13 protein-coding genes are annotated in these 19,841 nt (G+C 69.7%); 7 read left to right on the forward strand and 6 right to left on the reverse strand.

From position 1 onward, the window contains the following. The first annotated feature begins 104 nt into the window (after window positions 1-104). Window positions 105-848, forward strand: coding sequence for a response regulator transcription factor (locus AB0M70_RS04580; RefSeq protein WP_365816340.1), 744 nt, complete (start codon window positions 105-107; stop codon window positions 846-848). Here AB0M70_RS04580 and AB0M70_RS04585 read toward each other — a convergent pair. Both AB0M70_RS04585 and AB0M70_RS04590 read right to left on the reverse strand, forming a co-directional pair. Beyond that, on the reverse strand, window positions 841-2,031 hold the full coding sequence (locus tag AB0M70_RS04585) for a crosslink repair DNA glycosylase YcaQ family protein (RefSeq protein ID WP_365816342.1): 1,191 nt from the start codon (window positions 2,029-2,031) through the stop codon (window positions 841-843). The genes AB0M70_RS04580 and AB0M70_RS04585 overlap by 8 nt on opposite strands. A 73-nt stretch (window positions 2,032-2,104) precedes the next feature. Next, window positions 2,105-2,677: a GNAT family N-acetyltransferase gene (locus AB0M70_RS04590; RefSeq protein WP_365816344.1), complete on the reverse strand. Its 573-nt coding sequence runs from the start codon at window positions 2,675-2,677 to the stop codon at window positions 2,105-2,107. A 223-nt stretch (window positions 2,678-2,900) separates the two neighbouring features. Between AB0M70_RS04590 and secA the strand changes: the two genes are divergently transcribed. Continuing rightward, the gene (secA, locus tag AB0M70_RS04595; protein ID WP_365816346.1) at window positions 2,901-5,744 is read left to right on the forward strand and encodes a preprotein translocase subunit SecA; all 2,844 of its coding nucleotides are present in this window, start codon (window positions 2,901-2,903) and stop codon (window positions 5,742-5,744) included. Window positions 5,745-5,815: 71 nt separating this feature from the next. Here the strand turns inward: secA and AB0M70_RS04600 are convergent, their stop codons facing one another. Beyond that, window positions 5,816-6,295, reverse strand: coding sequence for an Rv3235 family protein (locus AB0M70_RS04600; protein WP_365816348.1), 480 nt, complete (start codon window positions 6,293-6,295; stop codon window positions 5,816-5,818). 361 nt (window positions 6,296-6,656) lie between these two features. Here AB0M70_RS04600 and AB0M70_RS04605 point away from each other — a divergent pair, with 361 nt between their 5' ends. After that, window positions 6,657-7,142 carry a hypothetical protein gene (locus tag AB0M70_RS04605; RefSeq protein ID WP_365816350.1) on the forward strand — a complete coding sequence of 162 codons (486 nt, stop codon included), beginning with the start codon at window positions 6,657-6,659 and terminating at the stop codon, window positions 7,140-7,142. A 92-nt stretch (window positions 7,143-7,234) separates the two neighbouring features. Then, entirely contained in the window at window positions 7,235-7,912 is a 678-nt protein-coding gene (locus AB0M70_RS04610) for an HAD family hydrolase (protein WP_365816352.1), read from the forward strand. A 7-nt stretch (window positions 7,913-7,919) separates the two neighbouring features. On the opposite strand, the gene AB0M70_RS04615 is transcribed toward AB0M70_RS04610, so the two are convergent. After that, complete coding sequence (locus AB0M70_RS04615; protein WP_365816354.1) at window positions 7,920-8,486, reverse strand: DJ-1/PfpI family protein; 567 nt, start codon at window positions 8,484-8,486, stop codon at window positions 7,920-7,922. A gap of 496 nt (window positions 8,487-8,982) precedes the next feature. Here AB0M70_RS04615 and AB0M70_RS04620 point away from each other — a divergent pair, with 496 nt between their 5' ends. From AB0M70_RS04620 to AB0M70_RS04630, 3 genes are all read left to right on the forward strand, one after another. Beyond that, window positions 8,983-13,929 (forward strand): NAD-glutamate dehydrogenase, encoded by a 4,947-nt coding sequence (locus AB0M70_RS04620; protein ID WP_365816356.1) that lies wholly within the window; start codon window positions 8,983-8,985, stop codon window positions 13,927-13,929. Window positions 13,930-14,082: 153 nt separating this feature from the next. After that, on the forward strand, window positions 14,083-16,986 hold the full coding sequence (locus AB0M70_RS04625; protein ID WP_365816358.1) for a bifunctional glycosyltransferase family 2 protein/CDP-glycerol:glycerophosphate glycerophosphotransferase: 2,904 nt from the start codon (window positions 14,083-14,085) through the stop codon (window positions 16,984-16,986). Continuing rightward, window positions 16,983-18,125, forward strand: coding sequence for a glycosyltransferase (locus AB0M70_RS04630; RefSeq protein ID WP_365816360.1), 1,143 nt, complete (start codon window positions 16,983-16,985; stop codon window positions 18,123-18,125). The genes AB0M70_RS04625 and AB0M70_RS04630 overlap by 4 nt, the downstream gene beginning before the upstream one ends. A gap of 11 nt (window positions 18,126-18,136) precedes the next feature. On the opposite strand, the gene AB0M70_RS04635 is transcribed toward AB0M70_RS04630, so the two are convergent. Beyond that, window positions 18,137-18,925, reverse strand: coding sequence for an ABC transporter ATP-binding protein (locus tag AB0M70_RS04635; protein ID WP_365816362.1), 789 nt, complete (start codon window positions 18,923-18,925; stop codon window positions 18,137-18,139). Continuing rightward, entirely contained in the window at window positions 18,918-19,829 is a 912-nt protein-coding gene (locus AB0M70_RS04640) for an ABC transporter permease (protein WP_365816364.1), read from the reverse strand. The genes AB0M70_RS04635 and AB0M70_RS04640 overlap by 8 nt, the downstream gene beginning before the upstream one ends. Window positions 19,830-19,841: the final 12 nt, after the last annotated feature.

Consider the following 19,841-nt stretch of genomic DNA (forward strand, 5'->3'; position numbering starts at 1 on the left):
GCCCGAGCATGAAATCATGGGCGGAGCCGGCCAACCGGCGCGCTGCTGCCTCGGGTTGGCCGCAGCCGACGCACAACGGGCCATGGCCTTCAGGGGGAGGAACGATGGCGGACAGCTTCGGACCGATGCGGGATGCCGATGACGACGACGGCATCGGCATCGGCACGGATGCGGGCGCACCGCGCAAGGAACCCATCAGGGTCCTTGTGGTGGACGACCACGCGCTCTTCCGCCGGGGCCTGGAGATCGTCCTCGCGGCCGAGGAGGACATCCAGGTGGTCGGGGAGGCGGGCGATGGCGCCGAGGCGGTGGACAAGGCGGCGGACCTGCTGCCGGACATCGTGCTGATGGACGTGCGCATGCCCAAGCGCGGCGGCATCGAGGCGTGCACCTCGATCAAGGAGGTCGCGCCGAGCGCCAAGATCATCATGCTGACGATCAGCGACGAGGAGGCCGACCTCTACGACGCGATCAAGGCCGGCGCCACGGGCTATCTCCTCAAGGAGATCTCCACGGACGAGGTGGCCACGGCCATTCGCGCGGTGGCCGACGGGCAGTCGCAGATCAGTCCGTCCATGGCGTCGAAACTGCTCACCGAGTTCAAGTCGATGATCCAGCGCACCGACGAGCGCAGGCTGGTGCCCGCGCCGCGGCTGACCGACCGCGAGCTGGAAGTGCTGAAGCTGGTGGCCACGGGCATGAACAACCGCGACATCGCGAAAGAGCTGTTCATCTCCGAGAACACCGTGAAGAACCACGTCCGCAACATCCTGGAGAAGCTGCAGCTGCACTCCAGGATGGAGGCCGTCGTCTACGCGATGCGGGAGAAGATCCTCGAGATCAGGTGAGGGCGCGGACCAGCTCGGCGGCCAGCTCGGGCTTGTCGACGCGCTCCACCCGTACGGAATCGCAGTTGACCCAGGTCGCCGCTTCACGCAGGGCCTGGGCCACCGCGGGCACGGCCTTGGGGCCGTCCAGTGACACCTGCTTGGCGACCAGCGTGCTGCCCTCGCGCGCGGGGTCCACGCGGCCGACGAGGTGGCCCCCGGCCAGGACCGGCATCGCGAAGTAGCCGTGGATCCGCTTGGGCTTGGGGACGTACGCCTCCAGGCGGTGGGTGAAGCCGAAGATCCGCTCCGTGCGGGCCCGCTCCCAGATCAGGGAGTCGAAGGGCGAGAGGAGCGTCGTGCGGTGGCGGCCGCGCGGAGCCGTCTCCAGGGCCGCGGGGTCGGCCCAGGCCGGCTTGTCCCAGCCCTCCACCGTCACCGGCACCAGACCCGAGTCCGCGACCACCGAGTCGAACTGCTCGCCCTTGAGGCGGTGGTAGTCCGCGATGTCCGCGCGCGTGCCGACGCCGAGCGCCTGTCCGGCCAGGCGGACCAGGCGGCGCAGGCACTCCCTGTCGTCCAGGTCGTCATGGAGCAGCGTGCCCGGGATGGCGCGCTCCGCGAGGTCGTACACCCGCTTCCAGCTGCGCCGCTCGGTGCAGACCACCTCGCCGTACATCAAGGCCCGCTCGACGGCGACCTTCGCGTCCGACCAGTCCCACCACTCGCCCTTGTTCTTCGCGCCGCCCAACTCCGTCGCGGTGAGGGGGCCTTCGGCGGTGAGCTGCTTGATGACCGTGTCGTACGCACCGGCCGGCAGGTCGTGGTGCCAGTGCGGGCGGGTGCGGTAGGCGCGGCGCCGGAAGGCGAAGTGCGGCCACTCCTCGATGGGCAGGATGCACGCGGCGTGCGACCAGTACTCGAAGGCGTGCGGCCGGGCCGGGCCGGTGCCCGATGCCCCGTCCCAGTACGCCGCCTCGATCCTGTCGCGGCCGACGGCACCGAGCCGGGCGTACGGAATGAGCTCGTGGGAGCGGGCAAGAACCGAGATCGTGTCGAGCTGGACCGCGCCGAGATGCCGCAACACGCCCCGCACACCGGATTTCCGGTCCGGCGCGCCCAGGAATCCCTGGGCGCGCAGCGCGATGCGGCGGGCCTCGTCGGCGGAGAGGTCGATGGCGGGGCGCGGCGGCAGGCTCGTCATGCCGGAAACGATAGGGGGCGGCACTGACAGAGCCCCCTGGCCTGCGGAAACCCGGCGGCGGCCGAGGGGTGCCTCAGGCGCGGGCGGGCAGGTACGGCGGGAGCGACGCCATGCCCAGGTCGCTCGGGAGCAGGGCGCCGACCCAGCAGTCACGCAGCGTGGTCTTGTTCAGGAGGGCGGCGCGCAGGGTGCCCTCCATGACGAAGCCCGCCTTCTCCGCCACCGCGCGCGACCCCGTGTTGCCCACCTCGGCGCGCCATTCCAGACGGTTGCAGCCCAGGTCGGCGAAGGCCCACCTGGCCAGCGCGAGGACGGTCTCCGTCATGTAGCCGCTGCCCCGGTGCTCCTTCGCCGTCCAGTAGCCGACCTCCCAGGCGCCCGAGCGCGGGTGGTGGAGGCTGGCGGCGGCGACCAGGGGGCCGCCCTCCCGGGGTCGAACGGCGAAGGTGTACTCCGTGTCATGGCGCCAGCCGTCCGGCACCATGCGGCCGACGAAGCCCTCCGCGTCCGCGCGGGTGTAGGGCGAGGGGACCGTGGTCCAGCGCTGGATGTCGGCGTCCTGGCAGGCTTCGTACGTCTCGTCCGTGTCGGCGGGCGTGAAGGCGCGCAGGATCAGGCGTTCGGTGGTGAGGGTGACGGGCTCCATCCGGTGATTCTGCGGGGGCCGGGCGCTGTGGGCCAGTGCTTTTGGCCGAGCTTTCACCCGCATTTCGCCGAGCGCTGATCGGCACAACCCGGCACCTTCCAGGCCCCCCGTCCGTTGACGTATCGGCAGACCTCCCGGCGCGGCCCGCTCCTCGCTTACGATGGCCGTTGCCCTATGAGTAAACCGACCATGCCAGGCCCGACCGGCAAGGAGACCAACCCCCGTGTCCGTCCTCTCGAAGATCATGCGTGCAGGCGAAGGCAAGATCCTGCGCAAGCTGCACCGCATCGCGGACCAGGTCAACTCCATCGAAGAGGACTTCGTCAGCCTCTCCGACGCCGAGCTGCGCGCGCTGACCGAGGAGTACAAGGAGCGTTACGCCGACGGCGAGACCCTTGACGACCTCCTCCCCGAAGCCTTTGCCACCGTGCGCGAGGCCGCCAAGCGCGTCCTCGGCCAGCGGCACTACGACGTCCAGATGATGGGCGGCGCCGCGCTGCACCTCGGCTATGTGGCCGAGATGAAGACCGGTGAGGGCAAGACGCTCGTCGGCACCCTCCCGGCGTACCTCAACGCCCTGTCGGGCAAGGGCGTGCACCTGATCACGGTCAACGACTACCTGGCCGAGCGCGACTCCGAGATGATGGGCCGCGTCCACAAGTTCCTGGGTCTGAGCGTCGGCTGCATCATCGCCAACATGACGCCGGCCCAGCGCCGCGAGCAGTACGCCTGCGACATCACGTACGGCACGAACAACGAATTCGGCTTCGACTACCTGCGCGACAACATGGCGTGGTCGAAGGACGAACTGGTGCAGCGCGGCCACAACTTCGCGATCGTCGACGAGGTCGACTCGATCCTCGTCGACGAGGCCCGTACGCCGCTGATCATCTCCGGCCCCGCCGACCAGGCCACCAAGTGGTACGGCGACTTCGCCAAGTTGGTGACCCGCCTCACCAAGGGCGAGGCGGGCAACACCCTCAAGGGCATCGAGGAGACCGGGGACTACGAGGTCGACGAGAAGAAGCGCACCGTCGCCATCCACGAGCCCGGTGTCTCCAAGGTCGAGGACTGGCTGGGCATCGACAACCTGTACGAGTCGGTCAACACGCCGCTCGTGGGTTATCTGAACAACGCCATCAAGGCCAAGGAACTGTTCAAGAAGGACAAGGACTACGTCGTCATCGACGGCGAAGTCATGATCGTCGACGAGCACACCGGCCGTATCCTCGCCGGCCGCCGCTACAACGAGGGCATGCACCAGGCGATCGAGGCGAAGGAAGGGGTGGACATCAAGGACGAGAACCAGACGCTCGCGACGATCACCCTGCAGAACTTCTTCCGCCTCTACAAGCGTCACGACCACGACGGCAAGGAGACCCCCGGTCTCTGCGGCATGACTGGTACGGCCATGACCGAGGCCGCCGAGTTCCACCAGATCTACAAGCTGGGCGTCGTGCCGATCCCGACGAACCGGCCCATGGTCCGCGCCGACCAGTCGGACCTGATCTACCGCACCGAGGTCGCGAAGTTCGCCGCCGTCGTCGACGACATCGCCGAGAAGCACGAGCAGGGCCAGCCGATCCTGGTCGGCACGACCTCCGTGGAGAAGTCGGAGTACCTCTCCCAGCAGCTCTCCAAGCGTGGTGTGCAGCACGAGGTGCTCAACGCCAAGCAGCACGACCGTGAGGCGCCGATCATCGCCCAGGCCGGCCGCAAGGGCGCCGTCACCGTCGCCACGAACATGGCCGGACGAGGCACGGACATCAAGCTCGGCGGCAACCCCGACGACCTCGCCGAGGCGGAGCTGCGCCAGCGCGGCCTCGACCCCGTCGAGCACGTCGAGGAGTGGGCCGCCGCGCTGCCCGCCGCCCTGGAGAAGGCCGAGCGGTCCGTGAAGGCGGAGTTCGAGGAGGTCAAGAGCCTGGGTGGGCTCTACGTCCTCGGCACCGAGCGCCACGAGTCGCGCCGCATCGACAACCAGCTGCGCGGTCGTTCCGGCCGTCAGGGCGACCCGGGCGAGTCCCGCTTCTACCTCTCGCTCGGCGACGACCTGATGCGCCTCTTCAAGGCGCAGATGGTCGAGCGCGTGATGGCCATGGCGAACGTCCCGGACGACGTGCCGATCGAGAACAAGATGGTGACGCGCGCGATCGCGTCCGCCCAGTCGCAGGTCGAGCAGCAGAACTTCGAGACGCGCAAGAACGTCCTGAAGTACGACGAGGTCCTCAACCGCCAGCGCGAGGTCATCTACGGCGAGCGTCGCCGCGTCCTGGAGGGCGAGAACCTCCAGGAGCAGGTCACGCACTTCATGGATGACACGATCGACGCGTACATCGCGGCGGAGACCGCCGAGGGCTTCGCCGAGGAGTGGGACCTGGACCGGCTGTGGGGCGCCTTCAAGCAGCTCTACCCGGTGAAGGTCACCATCGAGGAGCTGGAGGAGGACGCGGGTGACCGCGCGGGTCTGACCGCCGAGTTCATCTCCGAGTCCATCAAGGACGACATCCACCAGCAGTACGAGGCGCGTGAGGAGCAGCTCGGCTCCGAGATCATGCGGGAGCTGGAGCGACGCGTCGTCCTCTCGGTGCTCGACCGCAAGTGGCGCGAGCACCTCTACGAGATGGACTACCTCCAGGAGGGCATCGGCCTGCGGGCCATGGCGCAGAAGGACCCGCTGGTGGAGTACCAGCGCGAGGGCTTCGACATGTTCAACGCCATGATGGACGGCATCAAGGAAGAGTCCGTCGGCTACCTGTTCAACCTGGAGGTCCAGGTCGAGCAGCAGGTCGAGGAGGTTCCGGTGTCGGACTCGGCCGCGGCCGGCGCTTCCCTGGAGAAGAAGGACGCCGTTCCCGCGGGCGGCGGCCGTCCCGAGATCCGCGCCAAGGGTCTCGAGGCTCCGCAGCGGCCCGACCGGCTGCACTTCCAGGCGCCGAACGCCGAGGGCGGCGTCGACGAGGGTGACTTCGAGACCGAGGACGCCGGCGTGCGTTCGGAGTCGGACGGCATGACCCGCGCGGAGCGGCGCAAGGCCCAGAAGGGCGGGCGTCGCCGCAAGAAGTAGCCGCGGGCGGCTGCAGGCAGTTCTCCGGGGGTCGGGCGCCATGGGCGCTCGGCCCCCTTTGCCATGCGCCTCTACCGGGCCGAGGCGCCCACCTCCACCGCCGTGCAGCGCCACCGCTGGTCCGCGCCCAGGTGCAGGCGGAAGGCCAGGGCCCTGAGGGCGGGGCCCGCGCCGATCCTCGCGAAGACCTCGTAGACCCCGGGACGCGGTTCGTAGTGGCCGATCCGGTGGATCGTGGGGCGGCGGCCGTTCACGGTCAGGGGCGTCTGCTCGGCGAGGCGGGTCAGGTCGTCGAAGGCGGTGTGGGCGATGTGGCGTGCCGCCCAGTGGACCGGCTTCTGGCCGCTGAGCACCAGGAGCAGACGCTCGGTGAAGAGCTCTGTGGGGTGCGGTGGGGGCTGGGGCGGGGTCCTGAGGGGGCGTACCGGGCGGGCGGGCGTGCGGGGGGCCGAGCGTGGCGTGCGTGCCGCCGAGGGGTGGCGGGGGTCCGTGCGGCCCGGTGGGCGGGTGGTCACCGGGCGGGAGCGGGGCCTGGTCATTACCTTCTGCATGCCGTGTCGCCTCCGGCTTCGCTGTCCCGGTCGCGGTTGTACCGGGGAGTAACTTCCGTCGGAGATCTTGTACGGGGGCCAGGGCGGGGGTCGCAAGGGGCGGCGGGGGTGGGGGCGAGCGGCCGGGGGAGTCACCTATCAGGGTGGTCGGGGGTGCGCGGCTCCTTGGGGGCGCTGGGGTGTGGCGGGTGACGGGCGGGGGGCGCGGGTGACGTGGGGGGTGGGTGCGGGGCGCAGCTCGAAGGGGGACTCCCGCACGTATTCTGGGGGTCTGTTGTGTTGCCTTCTCTGTGACCTTCCGACTGCGTCTTCTGAGAAGCGACTCCGTCTCCCGAGACTCCGACTGTGAAAGCGGGCCGTCATGCGCGTCTACGTTCCCCTGACCCTGAGCCGTCTCGCCGAGGCGTACAAGGCGGGCGAGCTGGGCGCCGAGACCGCCTCGCTGGGCGCCTACGCCGTGACGCCCGCGCTGCGCGAGTGGTGCGCGACGGACGACGTGGAGGAGCTGGAGTACGCGGCCCTGAGCCAGGCCGCGCTCGCCTCGCTGAAACTGATCGCCAAGGAGCCCGGAGCGGCCCGGCGGCGGGTCGTGCTGGCCGCGGACGTGGCGGACGGGGCGCTGGAGGACGCCGGGCGCGCGGGCGCGGGGGAGCTCGGTGAGGTACGGGTCGCCGGGGTGCTGCCGTTCAAGAAGGTCGCCGCGGTGCATGTGGACGCCGAGGACGCCGAGGCGGATGTCGCCGCGGCGCTGGGGAGCGCGGGCCAGGGCGACGGCGGCGGGGACGGGGTCGAGGACCACGAGCTGCTGTGGTTCGCGACGCAGGAGGTTCCCGGGCTGATCGGCTGAGGGGCTCCCGCGGAAGCCCTCGGCGCTGTGATGCCGGTTCGTCTCTGGGTGGGCGTGAGTGGAGTGTCGGTGGGGGCGGGTACCTTTTTGGCATGGGGAAGTCGCGGCGCGGGGCGCACATCGTCTGGGACTGGAACGGGACTCTGCTGCATGACATTCATGCGGTGATCGAGTCCACGAACGCTTCGTTCGCGGAGATCGGGCTCGATCCGATCACGCTCGAGCGGTATCGCGATCTGTACTGCGTGCCGGTGCCGCTGTTCTACGAGCGGCTGATGGGGCGGCTGCCCACGGACGCCGAGTGGCAGGTCATGGACGCCGTCTTCCACAAGCACTACTGGGCGCGTGCCGAGGCCTGCGGTCTCGCCGACGGCGCCGCCGAGCTGCTCGCGGAGCGGCGCGCGGCCGGGCGTACGCAGTCGTTGCTCTCGCTCGCGCCGCACGAGCACCTCGTGCCGATCGTGCGGCGGCACGGGATCGAGGAGCACTTCGTGCGCATCGACGGGCGCATGGACACCTCGCACGCGGGCAAGGCCGAGCGGATGGTGCGGCACCTGGCGGCCCTCGAGGGAGTCGCCGCAGCCGAGCGCGTCGTGGTCATCGGGGACGCCGTCGACGACGCGGTCGCCGCGGCGCACGTCGGGGCGCAGGCCGTGCTCTACACCGGCGGATCCCACAGCAGGGCGTCCCTGGAGGCGGTCGGGGTGGGAGTCCCGGTGGTCGACAGTCTTGCCGAGGCCGTGGACGTCGCCGAGCGTCTGGCCGCCTAGGCCCCTGCTAGGTCACCGGAGCCTTGGCCCGCAGCACCGTCAAGAATTCCCTCATCCAGCCCGAGTGATCCGGCCATGCGCGGGCCGAGACCAGAGTGCCGTCGACGACGACCTCCGCGTCCCTGAACGTCGCGCCCGCCGTCTGCATGTCCAGCTCAAGGGCCGGGTACGCCGTGACCCTGCGGCCGCTCAGGCCGCCGATCGCCGCGGTCAGGAGCGGGCCGTGGCAGATCTGGGCCACCGGCTTGTCCGCGTCGAAGAAGGACTTGAGGATCTTGCGGAGCTCCGGGTCGTTGCGCAGATACTCCGGGGCCCGGCCGCCCGGGATCACCAGGGCGACGTACTGACCGGGGTCGACCTCGGAGAAGGCCAGGTCCGCGGGCCAGGTGTAGCCCGGCTTCTCGGTGTACGTGTCGAAGCCCGGTTCGAAGTCGTGCACCACGAGCTGCAGCTTCTTGCGCGCGGGGGCGGCGATGTGGACGTCGTACCCCTCCTCGCGCAGCCGCTGGTAGGGGTACAGGACCTCGAGGCTCTCCGCCGCGTCGCCGGTCACTATCAGGATCTTGGCTGCCATCGGTGCTCGCTCCCCACTCGCGCGCTGACCGTCCGTTCCGCCCAACGTGCATCCGCCCGTCCGGTTTGCCAAGGGGGCCCACCGGTTCGCCGGGCGGGTCAGGCGCCGACAGATGGCGTGAAAGTCTCTGTGCAGAGTGTCAAAGTTCCACCCCTGCTTTTGTACACATACGGCTCATGACGACTCCGGGGTGGAGGGCGATAGCCTTGACCCGTGATCAGCGCGATATCCCGCGGGGGCGTGTACGCCCCCGCCCTGCGCCCGGGGAACACGGAGTACATCCGTGCCCGGGGCGTCGCTGACGCTTCTTCGCGGTGCGGCCTGCCAGATCATCCCGGCCATCGGTCAGCGAAACCGCTGAAAATGGCGGATAACCGCCCGCTCATCTCTCACCGCGGCATAACGTCGACTTCGACCGGAGACCCCGCGTCGCGGCGTTACGTCGGATCACTTCCTTCTACGTCACGCAACGGCGCGCGACAGGAGTCAGAGGACAATGCAGACCAAGCTGGACGAAGCCAAAGCCGAGTTGCTCACACGGGCGGCCCGGGTAGCTGAGAACAGCCCGGTCGGTGGCCGCCTACCGAATGGGGCACCGACCGGGTCGAAGGGCGACGAGGCCAGTCCTGACGAGGACATGGCCCTCGCGTTCCTCCAGCGCTACTACCTGCACACCGCCCCGGAAGACCTCGCCGACCGTGACCCGGTCGACGTCTTCGGAGCAGCCTTCTCCCACTACCGGCTGGCCGAGAACCGCCCGCAGGGCACGGCCAACGTCCGCGTGCACACCCCGACCGTCGAGGAGAACGGCTGGACGTGCAGCCACTCCGTCGTCGAGGTCGTCACGGACGACATGCCCTTCCTGGTCGACTCGGTCACCAACGAGCTCTCGCGGCAGGGTCGCGGCATCCATGTCGTCATCCACCCCCAGGTCGTCGTACGCCGTGATCTGACCGGCAAGCTCCTCGAGGTCCTCACCGACCCCGGCACGGAGCGCCCGCACGACGCGGTCACCGAGTCCTGGATCCACGTCGAGATGGACCGCGAGACCGACCGCGCGGACCTGAAGCAGATCAGCGCCGATCTGCTGCGGATCCTGTCCGACGTACGCGAGACCGTCGAGGACTGGGAGAAGATGCGCGACGCCGCGCTGCGCATCGCCGACGAGCTTCCCACCGAGCCGACCGCGGACGACCTGCGTGACCAGGAGGTCGACGAGGCCCGCGAGCTCCTTCGCTGGCTCGCCGACAACCACTTCACCTTCCTGGGCTTCCGTGAGTACGTCCTGACGGACGACGACTCGCTCGCCGCGGTGCCCGGCACCGGCCTCGGCATCCTGCGCGCCGACCCGAAGCACGACGGGGAGGAGGACCACCCGGTCAGCCCCTCCTTCAGCCGGCTGCCCGCGGACGCGCGCGCGAAGGCCCGCGAGCACAAGCTCCTCGTCCTGACGAAGGCCAACAGCCGCGCCACCGTGCACCGGCCCAGCTACCTCGACTACGTCGGCGTGAAGAAGTTCGACTCCGACGGCAACGTCATCGGGGAGCGCCGCTTCCTCGGCCTCTTCTCGTCCGCCGCGTACACCGAGTCCGTGCGCCGCGTGCCGGTCATCCGCCGCAAGGTCCAGGAAGTCCTCAAGGGCGCGGGCTTCTCGCCCAACAGCCACGACGGCCGCGACCTGCTCCAGATCCTGGAGACCTACCCGCGCGACGAGCTCTTCCAGACCCCGCCCGACGAGCTGCGCGCGATCGTCACGTCCGTGCTCTACCTCCAGGAGCGCCGCCGGCTGCGGCTGTACCTGCGCAAGGACGAGTACGGCCGTTACTACTCCGCGCTCGTCTACCTGCCGCGTGACCGCTACACCACCGGCGTCCGGCTGCGGATCATCGACATCCTCAAGGAGGAGCTCGGCGGCACCAGCGTCGACTTCACCGCCTGGAACACCGAGTCGATCCTCTCCCGGCTGCACTTCGTGGTCCGTGTCGCGCCCGGCGGCGGGCTTCCCAAGCTCACCGACGCCGACACCGACCGCATCGAGGCCCGGCTCGTCGAGGCCGCCCGCTCCTGGGCCGACGGCTTCGCCGAGGCGCTGACCGCCGAGTGCGGCGAGGAGCGCGCCGCCGAACTGCTCCGCCGCTACTCCGGTGCCTTCCCCGAGGGCTACAAGGCCGACCACTCCCCGCGGGCGGCCGTCGCCGACCTTCAGCACCTGGAGCAGCTCAAGCTCGGGCACAAGGACTTCGCGCTCAGCCTGTACGAGCCGGTGGGCGCGGCCCCCGGCGAGCGCCGCTTCAAGATCTACCGCTCGGGCGGCCAGGTCTCGCTCTCCGCCGTCCTGCCGGTCCTCCAGCGCCTGGGCGTCGAGGTCACCGACGAGCGCCCGTACGAGCTGCGCTGCACGGACCGCACGAACGCGTGGATCTACGACTTCGGCCTCCGGCTGCCCAAGTCGCAGAACGGCAACGGCGACTACCTGGGCGACGACGGCCGCGAGCGCTTCCAGGAGGCCTTCTCCGCCGCCTGGACCGGCGAGGCCGAGGTCGACGGCTTCAACTCGCTCGTCCTGCGGGCCGGGCTCAACTGGCGCCAGGCGATGGTTCTGCGCGCCTACGCCAAGTACCTGCGCCAGGCGGGCTCCACCTTCAGCCAGGACTACATGGAGGACACCCTCCTCAACAACGTCCACACCACCCGGCTGCTCGTCTCGCTCTTCGAGGCGCGGATGTCCCCGGACCGCCAGCGCGCCGGCGTCGAGCTGACGGACGCCCTTCTCGAGGAGCTGGATGCCGCCCTCGACCAGGTCGCCTCCCTGGACGAGGACCGCATCCTGCGGTCCTTCCTCACGGTCATCAAGGCGACCCTGCGCACCAACTTCTTCCAGGAGGCGGAGGGCGGCAAGCCGCACAACTACGTCTCCATGAAGTTCGACCCGCAGGCCATCCCGGAACTCCCCGCGCCCCGTCCGGCGTACGAGATCTGGGTGTACTCGCCGCGCGTCGAGGGCGTCCACCTGCGCTTCGGCAAGGTCGCCCGCGGTGGCCTTCGCTGGTCCGACCGGCGCGAGGACTTCCGCACGGAGATCCTCGGCCTGGTCAAGGCGCAGATGGTGAAGAACACCGTCATCGTGCCCGTCGGCGCCAAGGGCGGCTTCGTCGCCAAGCAGCTGCCCGACCCGTCCGTGGACCGCGACGCGTGGCTCGCCGAGGGTGTGGCCTGCTACAAGACGTTCATCTCGGCGCTGCTCGACATCACCGACAACCTGGTCGCCGGTGAGGTCGTGCCGCCCGCCGACGTGGTGCGCCACGACGAGGACGACACGTACCTCGTGGTCGCCGCCGACAAGGGCACCGCGACGTTCTCCGACATCGCGAACGAGGTCGCCCAGTCCTACAACTTCTGGCTCGGCGACGCCTTCGCCTCCGGTGGTTCCGCCGGGTACGACCACAAGGGCATGGGCATCACCGCCCGCGGCGCCTGGGAGTCCGTCAAGCGGCACTTCCGGGAGCTGGGCACCGACACGCAGAGCGAGGACTTCACGGTCGTCGGCGTCGGCGACATGTCCGGTGACGTGTTCGGCAACGGCATGCTGCTCTCCGAGCACATCCGCCTGGTGGCCGCCTTCGACCACCGGCACATCTTCATCGACCCCAGGCCGGACGCCGCGACCTCGTACGCCGAGCGCCGCCGGCTCTTCGAGCTGCCGCGCAGCTCCTGGGCCGACTACAACAAGGAGCTGCTCTCCGCGGGCGGCGGGATCTTCCCGCGCAGCGCCAAGGCGATCCAGCTGAACGCCCACATCCGCGAGGCCCTCGGCATCGAGAAGGGCGTCGGCAAGATGACGCCGGCCGACCTGATGCAGACCATCCTGCAGGCGCCGGTGGACCTGCTGTGGAACGGCGGCATCGGCACGTACGTGAAGTCGTCGGCCGAGTCCAACAGCGACGTCGGCGACAAGGCGAACGACGCGATCCGCGTGAACGGCGCCGACCTGCGCGTCAAGGTCGTCGGCGAGGGCGGCAACCTCGGCCTGACCCAGCTCGGCCGCATCGAGTTCGCGCAGGCCGGCGGGCGCATCAACACCGACGCCATCGACAACAGCGCGGGCGTGGACACCTCCGACCACGAGGTGAACATCAAGATCCTGCTCAACGCGGTCGTCGGCGCCGGTGACATGACCGTCAAGCAGCGCAACACGTTCCTCGCCGCGATGACGGACGAGGTCGGCACCCTGGTCCTGCGCAACAACTACGCGCAGAACACCGCCCTGTCGAACGCGGTCGCCCAGTCCCCGTCCCTCCTCCACGCCCACCAGCGCTTCATGCGCCGTCTGGGCCGTGACGGCCACCTGGACCGGGGCCTCGAGTTCCTGCCCAGCGACCGGCAGATCCGCGAGCTCCTGAGCTCCGGCCGCGGGCTCAGCCAGCCCGAGCTCGCCGTGCTCCTCGCGTACACGAAGATCACGGCGGCCGACGAGCTGATCCAGACGACGCTGCCGGACGACGAGTACCTGCGCGGTCTGCTGCACGCGTACTTCCCCGCGGCCCTGCGGGAGAAGTTCCCCGAGCAGGTCGACGGGCACGCGCTGCGCCGCGAGATCGTCACCACGGTGCTCGTCAACGACACGGTGAACACGGGCGGTTCGACGTTCCTGCACCGCCTCCGCGAGGAGACGGGAGCCTCGCTCGAGGAGATCGTGCGGGCGCAGCTCGCGGCCCGCGAGATCTTCGGTCTGAGCAAGGTCTGGGACGCCGTCGAGGCGCTCGACAACGTGGTGGCGGCCGATGTCCAGACGCGCATCCGGCTGCACTCGCGCCGCCTGGTCGAGCGCGGCACGCGCTGGCTGCTCAACAACCGGCCGCAGCCTCTCCAGCTCGCCGAGACCATCGACTTCTTCCGTCAGGGCGTCGCCGAGGTCTGGACCGAGCTGCCGAAGCTGCTGCGCGGCTCCGACCAGGAGTGGTACCAGGGCATCCGCGACGAGCTGGTGGGCGCGGGCGTTCCCGACGAACTGGCGCAGCGCGTCGCCGGGTTCTCGTCGGCCTTCCCGTCGCTCGACATCGTGGCGATCGCCGACCGCACGGACAAGGACCCGATGGCCGTCGCCGAGGTGTACTACGACCTCGCGGACCGGCTGCGGATCACCCAGCTCATGGACCGCATCATCGAGCTGCCGCGGGCCGACCGCTGGCAGTCGATGGCGCGTGCGTCGATCCGCGAGGACCTGTACGCGGCGCACGCCGCCCTGACGGCCGACGTGCTCGCCGCCGGGAACGGCGAGGACACTCCCGAGCAGCGCTTCAAGGCCTGGGAGGAGAAGAACGCGGCGATCCTGAGCCGGTCGCGGACGACCCTGGACGAGATCCAGAGCTCGGACGCCTTCGACCTGGCGAACCTGTCGGTCGCCATGCGGACGATGCGGACGCTGCTGCGGACCCACTCGTAGTCCCTCGTACGCCGATGGGGGCGCTCCGGGCCTGATGGCCCGGGGCGCCCCCTTTCGCGTATCGGGACTAGGCCGTTCACACCCCCCTGAAGAGCGCCAATCGGGCATTAGCGATAATTAGTAGGATGAGCCGGCATCTGACTGGAGGGACGCATGGGAGAGATAGGTGAGTGGGGGACGCCTGGGGAACGACCCGAGCGCCCCGATGTGTCCGTGGTGGTGATCGTCTACAACGACGCCGAGCGGCTGCCGACCGCCGTCCGGTCGGTGCTCGACCAGACGCTGCGCGGCGTCGAGGTCGTCATCGTCGACGACTGCAGCACCGACGACTCGTACGGGACGGCGCAGCGCCTGGCCGCCGAGCACCCCGAGCGCGTGCGGGCCTACCAGCTGCCGGAGAACAGCGGCGCGGGCGGCGAACCCCGCAATGTGGGCATCGGACACACCGTCGGCCGCCACGTGATGTTCCTCGACAGCGACGACGTCCTGGAGCGCAACGCCTGCCGCAACCTCCTCGAGGCCGCCGAGCGCGACGGCTCCGACATCGTCTCCGGGCTCTGCGTCCGTCTCTCCATGGACACCCGCAACAAGAAGCGCGACCAGTGGTACCCCTGGCTCTACGCCACGACCCGCACCCTGGAGTCGGTCACCGAGCTGCCCGACCTGTTCGTCTGGGACACCCTCTCCACGAACAAGCTCTACCGCCGTGACTTCCTCGTCGAGAACGCCCTGCGCTTCCCCAAGGGCATGTTCTACGAGGACCTGATGTTCATCGCCGAGGCCTATCTCGCCGCCGAGCGCATCACCCTCATCCCCAACCAGGTCTACTACTGGCACGTCCACGAGCGCGCCGCCGACGCCGCGAAGTCCGTGACCAACCGGCGCCACGAGATGACCAACTTCGAGCACCGCCTGGAGATCCACCGCCGCATCGACGCGCTGCTCGCGGAGCGCGGACTCGACGAACTGCGGCTCGCCAAGGACATCAAGTTCCTCAAGCACGACCTGGTGCTCCACCTGCGCGACCTGCCGTTCCGTGACGCCGCCTTCCGGCAGGAGTTCGCCGGGCTCGCCCGCGACTACCTCGCCGGGCTCGACCGCGCCGCGTACGACGAGGTGCAGCCCATCCAGGCCATCTGCGCCTACCTCCTGGAGCAGGGCGACTGGGAGAACCTGCTGCCCGCCGTGGACACCCTCACCAACCGCGACAAGATCTCCTCGCCGCTGGCCGAGCGGGACGGGCGCGTGTACTGGTGCGCCGAGCACCTCGACGACCCGTTCGGCCGCCGGGTCCTGGACGTGACCGCGCTCGGCTATCACAGCAAGCGCCTCGACCAGATGTTCCTGCGCAACGTCCTGACGCGGTACGAGGAGTCCGCGGGGACGGTCCGCATGGCGGGCCGCGTCACCAACCCGCTCGGTGTCGTCGGCCCGGACGCCGTGCTCACCGCCGAGCTGGAGTTCAGCGCGCGCCGCCGCAGCCTGCAGACGTTCCGCTTCCCGGTCTCCGCCGTGCGGCACGAGGGCGACGTCATCGTCTGGGAGGCCTCCGTCGACCTCGCCCGTCGCCTGCGTCCGCTCGGCGTGGTCGACGCGGTGTGGGACGTGCGCCTGCATCTGACCGCCGACGGCGTGCGCACCAGGACACGGCTCACCGCGTGCGACCCGGGGCTCGCCGAGGGCAAGCTGCCCGTGCGGCCGCGGCTGACCCGCCTGGTCGCCGACCACATGGAGCCCGAGGTCTCGCAGCGCGGGCACCTCGCGTTCCGCCTCGTCACACGGGAGTCGGCGAGCGGCCGCATCCAGGACCTCGTGGCGCGCGGGACGCAGGGCGTGCCGGGGCGGCTCGCCAAGTCCGGCTTCCGCAGGGCCAAGAAGCTGCGCAAGGACATCACCTCCGGGCAGAGCAAACTGCGCGTGTACGACGAGGTGTTCAGCCGGCTGCCGGTGAAGAAGGGCACGGTCGTCTTCGAGAGCCACCTCGGCAAGCAGTACAGCGACAGCCCCCGGGCGATCTACGAGGAGATGCGGCGCCAGGGCCTCGACTTCGACGCCGTGTGGTCCTACGCGGGCAGCCCCGAGGGCTTTCCGCGGGACGCCACGCTGGTGCGGCGCTGGTCGCTGCCGTATCTGCGGGCCCTCGCGCAGGCCGAGTTCTGGGTCGACAACCAGAGCTACCCGCTCAAGCTCACCAAGCGGCCCGGGACGACGTACATCCAGACCTGGCACGGCTCCGCGCTCAAGCGTATGGGCTTCGACGAGCCCGCCTGGAAGCTGCGCAGCAAGGCACGGCAGGAGGAGCAGGAGCGGGTGCTCGGCCGCTTCGACCGCTTCCTGATCCGCTCCGAGCACGACGTGCGCACGCTCGCCAAGGCCCTGCGCCTGCAGGAGAAGGTGCTGCTGCGGGTCGGCTACCCGCGCAACGACGCGCTGGTGCGCGCGAAGCGGGCCGAGGACGCGAGCGGCGTGCGCGAACGCGGGCCGCTCGCAGCGGAGTTGGGCATCCCCGAGGACAAGCAGGTGCTGCTGTACGCGCCGACCTTCCGACGGCACGGCGGCCGGTACGGACGCTTTGAACTGCCCTTCGACGTCGAGCGGTTCGCGGAGGAGTTCGGCGACCGCTATGTGCTGCTCGTGCGCTCGCACTACCTGAATCACGTGGTGCTCCCGCCGTCCGTGCGCGGCAGCGTCATCGACGTCTCCGCGCACCACGACGTCACGCCCCTCTACGAACTCGCGGACGCGATGATCACCGACTACTCGTCCGTGATGTTCGACTACGCGCTCCTCGACCGGCCGATGCTGTTCTTCACGTACGACTACGAGGAGTACGTCCACGAGGGCCGCGGCACCTACTTCGACCTGCGGGAACGGGCTCCAGGGCCGGTGGTCGACACCGAGGAGGAACTGTTCGGGGCGCTGAAGGCGCTGGACGAGCACGTCCTCGAGTACGCGGCGGCACGGGCGCGGTTCGTGGCCGAGTTCGGTGAGTACGACCGGGGCGATGCCGCCAAGAGCGTCGTCGATCAGTTCTTCTCGCACTGGAGCGGCAAGTGAACCGGGACATATTCTTCGTCTCCAACAGCGTCAACGAGCTGGGCGGGATCACCAGTTGGTCCCACCAGATGGCCCGCCTCTTCGTCGAGCGCGGCCACCGCGTGCACGTCATCGGCATCACGGAGCCCGGCGTACCGCAGGACATCGGCACGGACCTGCCCTACCCCACCACGACGCTGTACGACGAGCACCCGCCGCGCGTCGGGCCGGCCCGCGGCATCAAGGGCCGGCTCAACGTGGCCCAGCACCGGCAGCGCACGCGGCGCGAGCAGGGCATGCACGAGCAGGCCGCCAAGCTGACCGCGTTCTTCGCGCGGGCCAGGCCCGGAGCCGTCGTCATCGTCACGCAGGTGTGGGCGATGGAGTGGGTCGAACTCGCCGACACCACCGGCCTGACGGTCATCGGCATGAGCCACGAGTCGTTCGCGTACTCGCGGGCGTGCTCACGCTTCGGGCGGGTGAAGAAGCACTACAAGGACGTCGACCGGATGCTCGCGCTGACCCGCGAGGACGCCGATCTGTGGATCAGGCAGGGCATGGACAACGCGTCCTTCATGCCGAACCCGCTGCCGTTCATGCCCGATGTGCCCTCGCGGCGCACGGAGAAGGTCGTCACGAGCATCGGCCGGCTGCACGACCAGAAGGGCATCGACATGCTCCTCGACACCTGGGCGGAGGTCGCGCCGCTGCACCCGGACTGGAAGCTGCGGATCTACGGCTCCGGCGAGGACGAGGAGATCCTCAAGAAGCAGTGCACGTCTCTCGGCCTCGACGGCTCCGTGGAGTGGAGGGGACGCACGAGCGATGTGCCAGGGGCGCTGCGGGGCGGTTCGGTCTTCGTGCAGTCGTCGCGGGGCGAGGGTTTCCCGCTCGCGCTGATGGAGGCCATGGCGACCGCCGTGCCGTGCGCGGCCTTCGACTGCGCGCCCGGCGTGCACGAGATCGTCCAGGACGGCGTGGACGGGCTGCTCGCGCGGCTCGGGAACACGGGTGAACTGGCGCGCAGGCTGGACACGTTGATGTCCGACAAGGAACTGCGGGACCGGATGGGGGAGCTGGCCAGGGTGAACATCCAGCGCTACACGACGGATGAAGTCGTACGGCGCTGGGAAGAGTTGTTCGCGTTCCTGGAGCGATGACCCACCGGCACCTACTTCTTGGCGCCGGTGAACTGCTCGTACTCCTTCAGGACGTCCGCCGTCGGGCCGTCCATGCGCAGCTCGCCGTGCTCGAGCCAGAGCACGCGCTCGCACGTGTCGCGGATCGACTTGTTGTTGTGGCTGACCAGGAAGACCGTGCCCGCGCGCTTGCGCAGCTCGCGGATGCGGGCCTCCGAGCGCTTCTGGAAGGAGCGGTCGCCGGTCGCCAGGGCCTCGTCGATGAGCAGGACGTCGTGGTCCTTGGCGGAGCCGATGGAAAAGCGCAGCCGGGCCGCCATGCCGGAGGAGTACGTACGCATCGGGAGCGTGATGAAGTCGCCCTTCTCGTTGATGCCGGAGAAGTCGACGATGTCCTGGTAGCGCTCCTGGACCTGCTCGCGGGTCATGCCCATCGCCAGGCCGCCGAGCCGGACGTTGCGCTCGCCGGTGAGGTCGTTCATCAGGGCCGCGTTCACGCCGAGCAGCGAGGGCTGGCCGTCGGTGAAAATACGGCCGTGCTCGACGGGCAGGAGCCCCGCGACCGCCTTCAGGAGGGTCGACTTGCCCGAGCCGTTGGTGCCGATCAGGCCGATGGCCTCGCCCTTGTGGGCGGTGAAGGTCACCTTCTTGACGGCGTGCACCTTGCGTACGCCGGGGGACTCACCCCGCTTGAGGATGCGGCCGAGCGCGGCGGTCGCGCTGCCGCGGCCCGCGGTGGCGCCGGCGCCGTGCACGCGGTAGACGATGTCGACCTGGTCGACGATGACGGTGGGGGCGTTGTCGTTCCTGGTGTCAGCCACGGCCGTACGTCTCCTCTGCCTTCCAGAAGTAGATGAACCCGCCGACTCCGGCGAGCAGCGCCCAGCCGACGGCCCACGCCCAGACGTGGGCCGGGAGCTGGCCCGCCCGGAAGCTGTCGATGAGCGCGAAGCGCATCAGGTCGATGTAGATGGCGGCCGGGTTGCACTCCAGGAGGGCCTGGAGCGCGCGCGGCAGGTGCTGGTCCTTGAGGACCGCGTCGATGCTCCACATCACCCCGGACACGTACATCCACGTACGCAGCACGAACGGCATCAGCTGGGCGATGTCGGGGGTCTTGCTGCCGAGGCGGGCCATCACCAGGGCCAGGCCGGTGTTGAACGTGAACTGCAGGACCAGGACCGGGACCACGAGGAACCAGGACAGGCTCGGCGGTACGCCGAAGCAGAGCAGGATCACGACCAGCGCGCCCATGGAGAACAGGAGCTGCTGGAGCTGTTGGAGGCTGAACGAGATGGGCAGCGCGGCCCGCGGGAAGTGCAGGGCACGGACCAGGCCGAGGTTGCCGGCGATGGCGCGGGTGCCGGCCATCACCGAGCTCTGCGTGAACGTGAAGATGAAGACGCCGGTGACCAGGAACGGGACGTAGTCGGGGACGTCGTGCTTGGTGTTCATCAGCACGCCGAAGATGAAGTAGTAGACCGCCGCGTTCAACAGCGGCGTCATCACCTGCCAGACCTGGCCGAGCTTCGCCTGGCTGTACTGGGCGGTGAGCTTGGCGGTGGCGAAGGCGGTGATGAAGTGGCGCCGCTGCCACAGCTGCCGGACGTACCCGGGGAGCGTGGGGCGGGCGCCGCTGACGGTCAGGCCGTGCCGGGCCGCGAGCTCGGCCGGGTCGGGGGCCGGGGCCGCCGTGCGGGGTGGCGCGTCGAGAACCTGACTCACTTCCGCGGCTCC

The sequence above is a fragment of the Streptomyces sp. NPDC051214 genome, from assembly GCF_040682375.1.
Classification (GTDB): Bacteria; Actinomycetota; Actinomycetes; order Streptomycetales; family Streptomycetaceae; genus Streptomyces.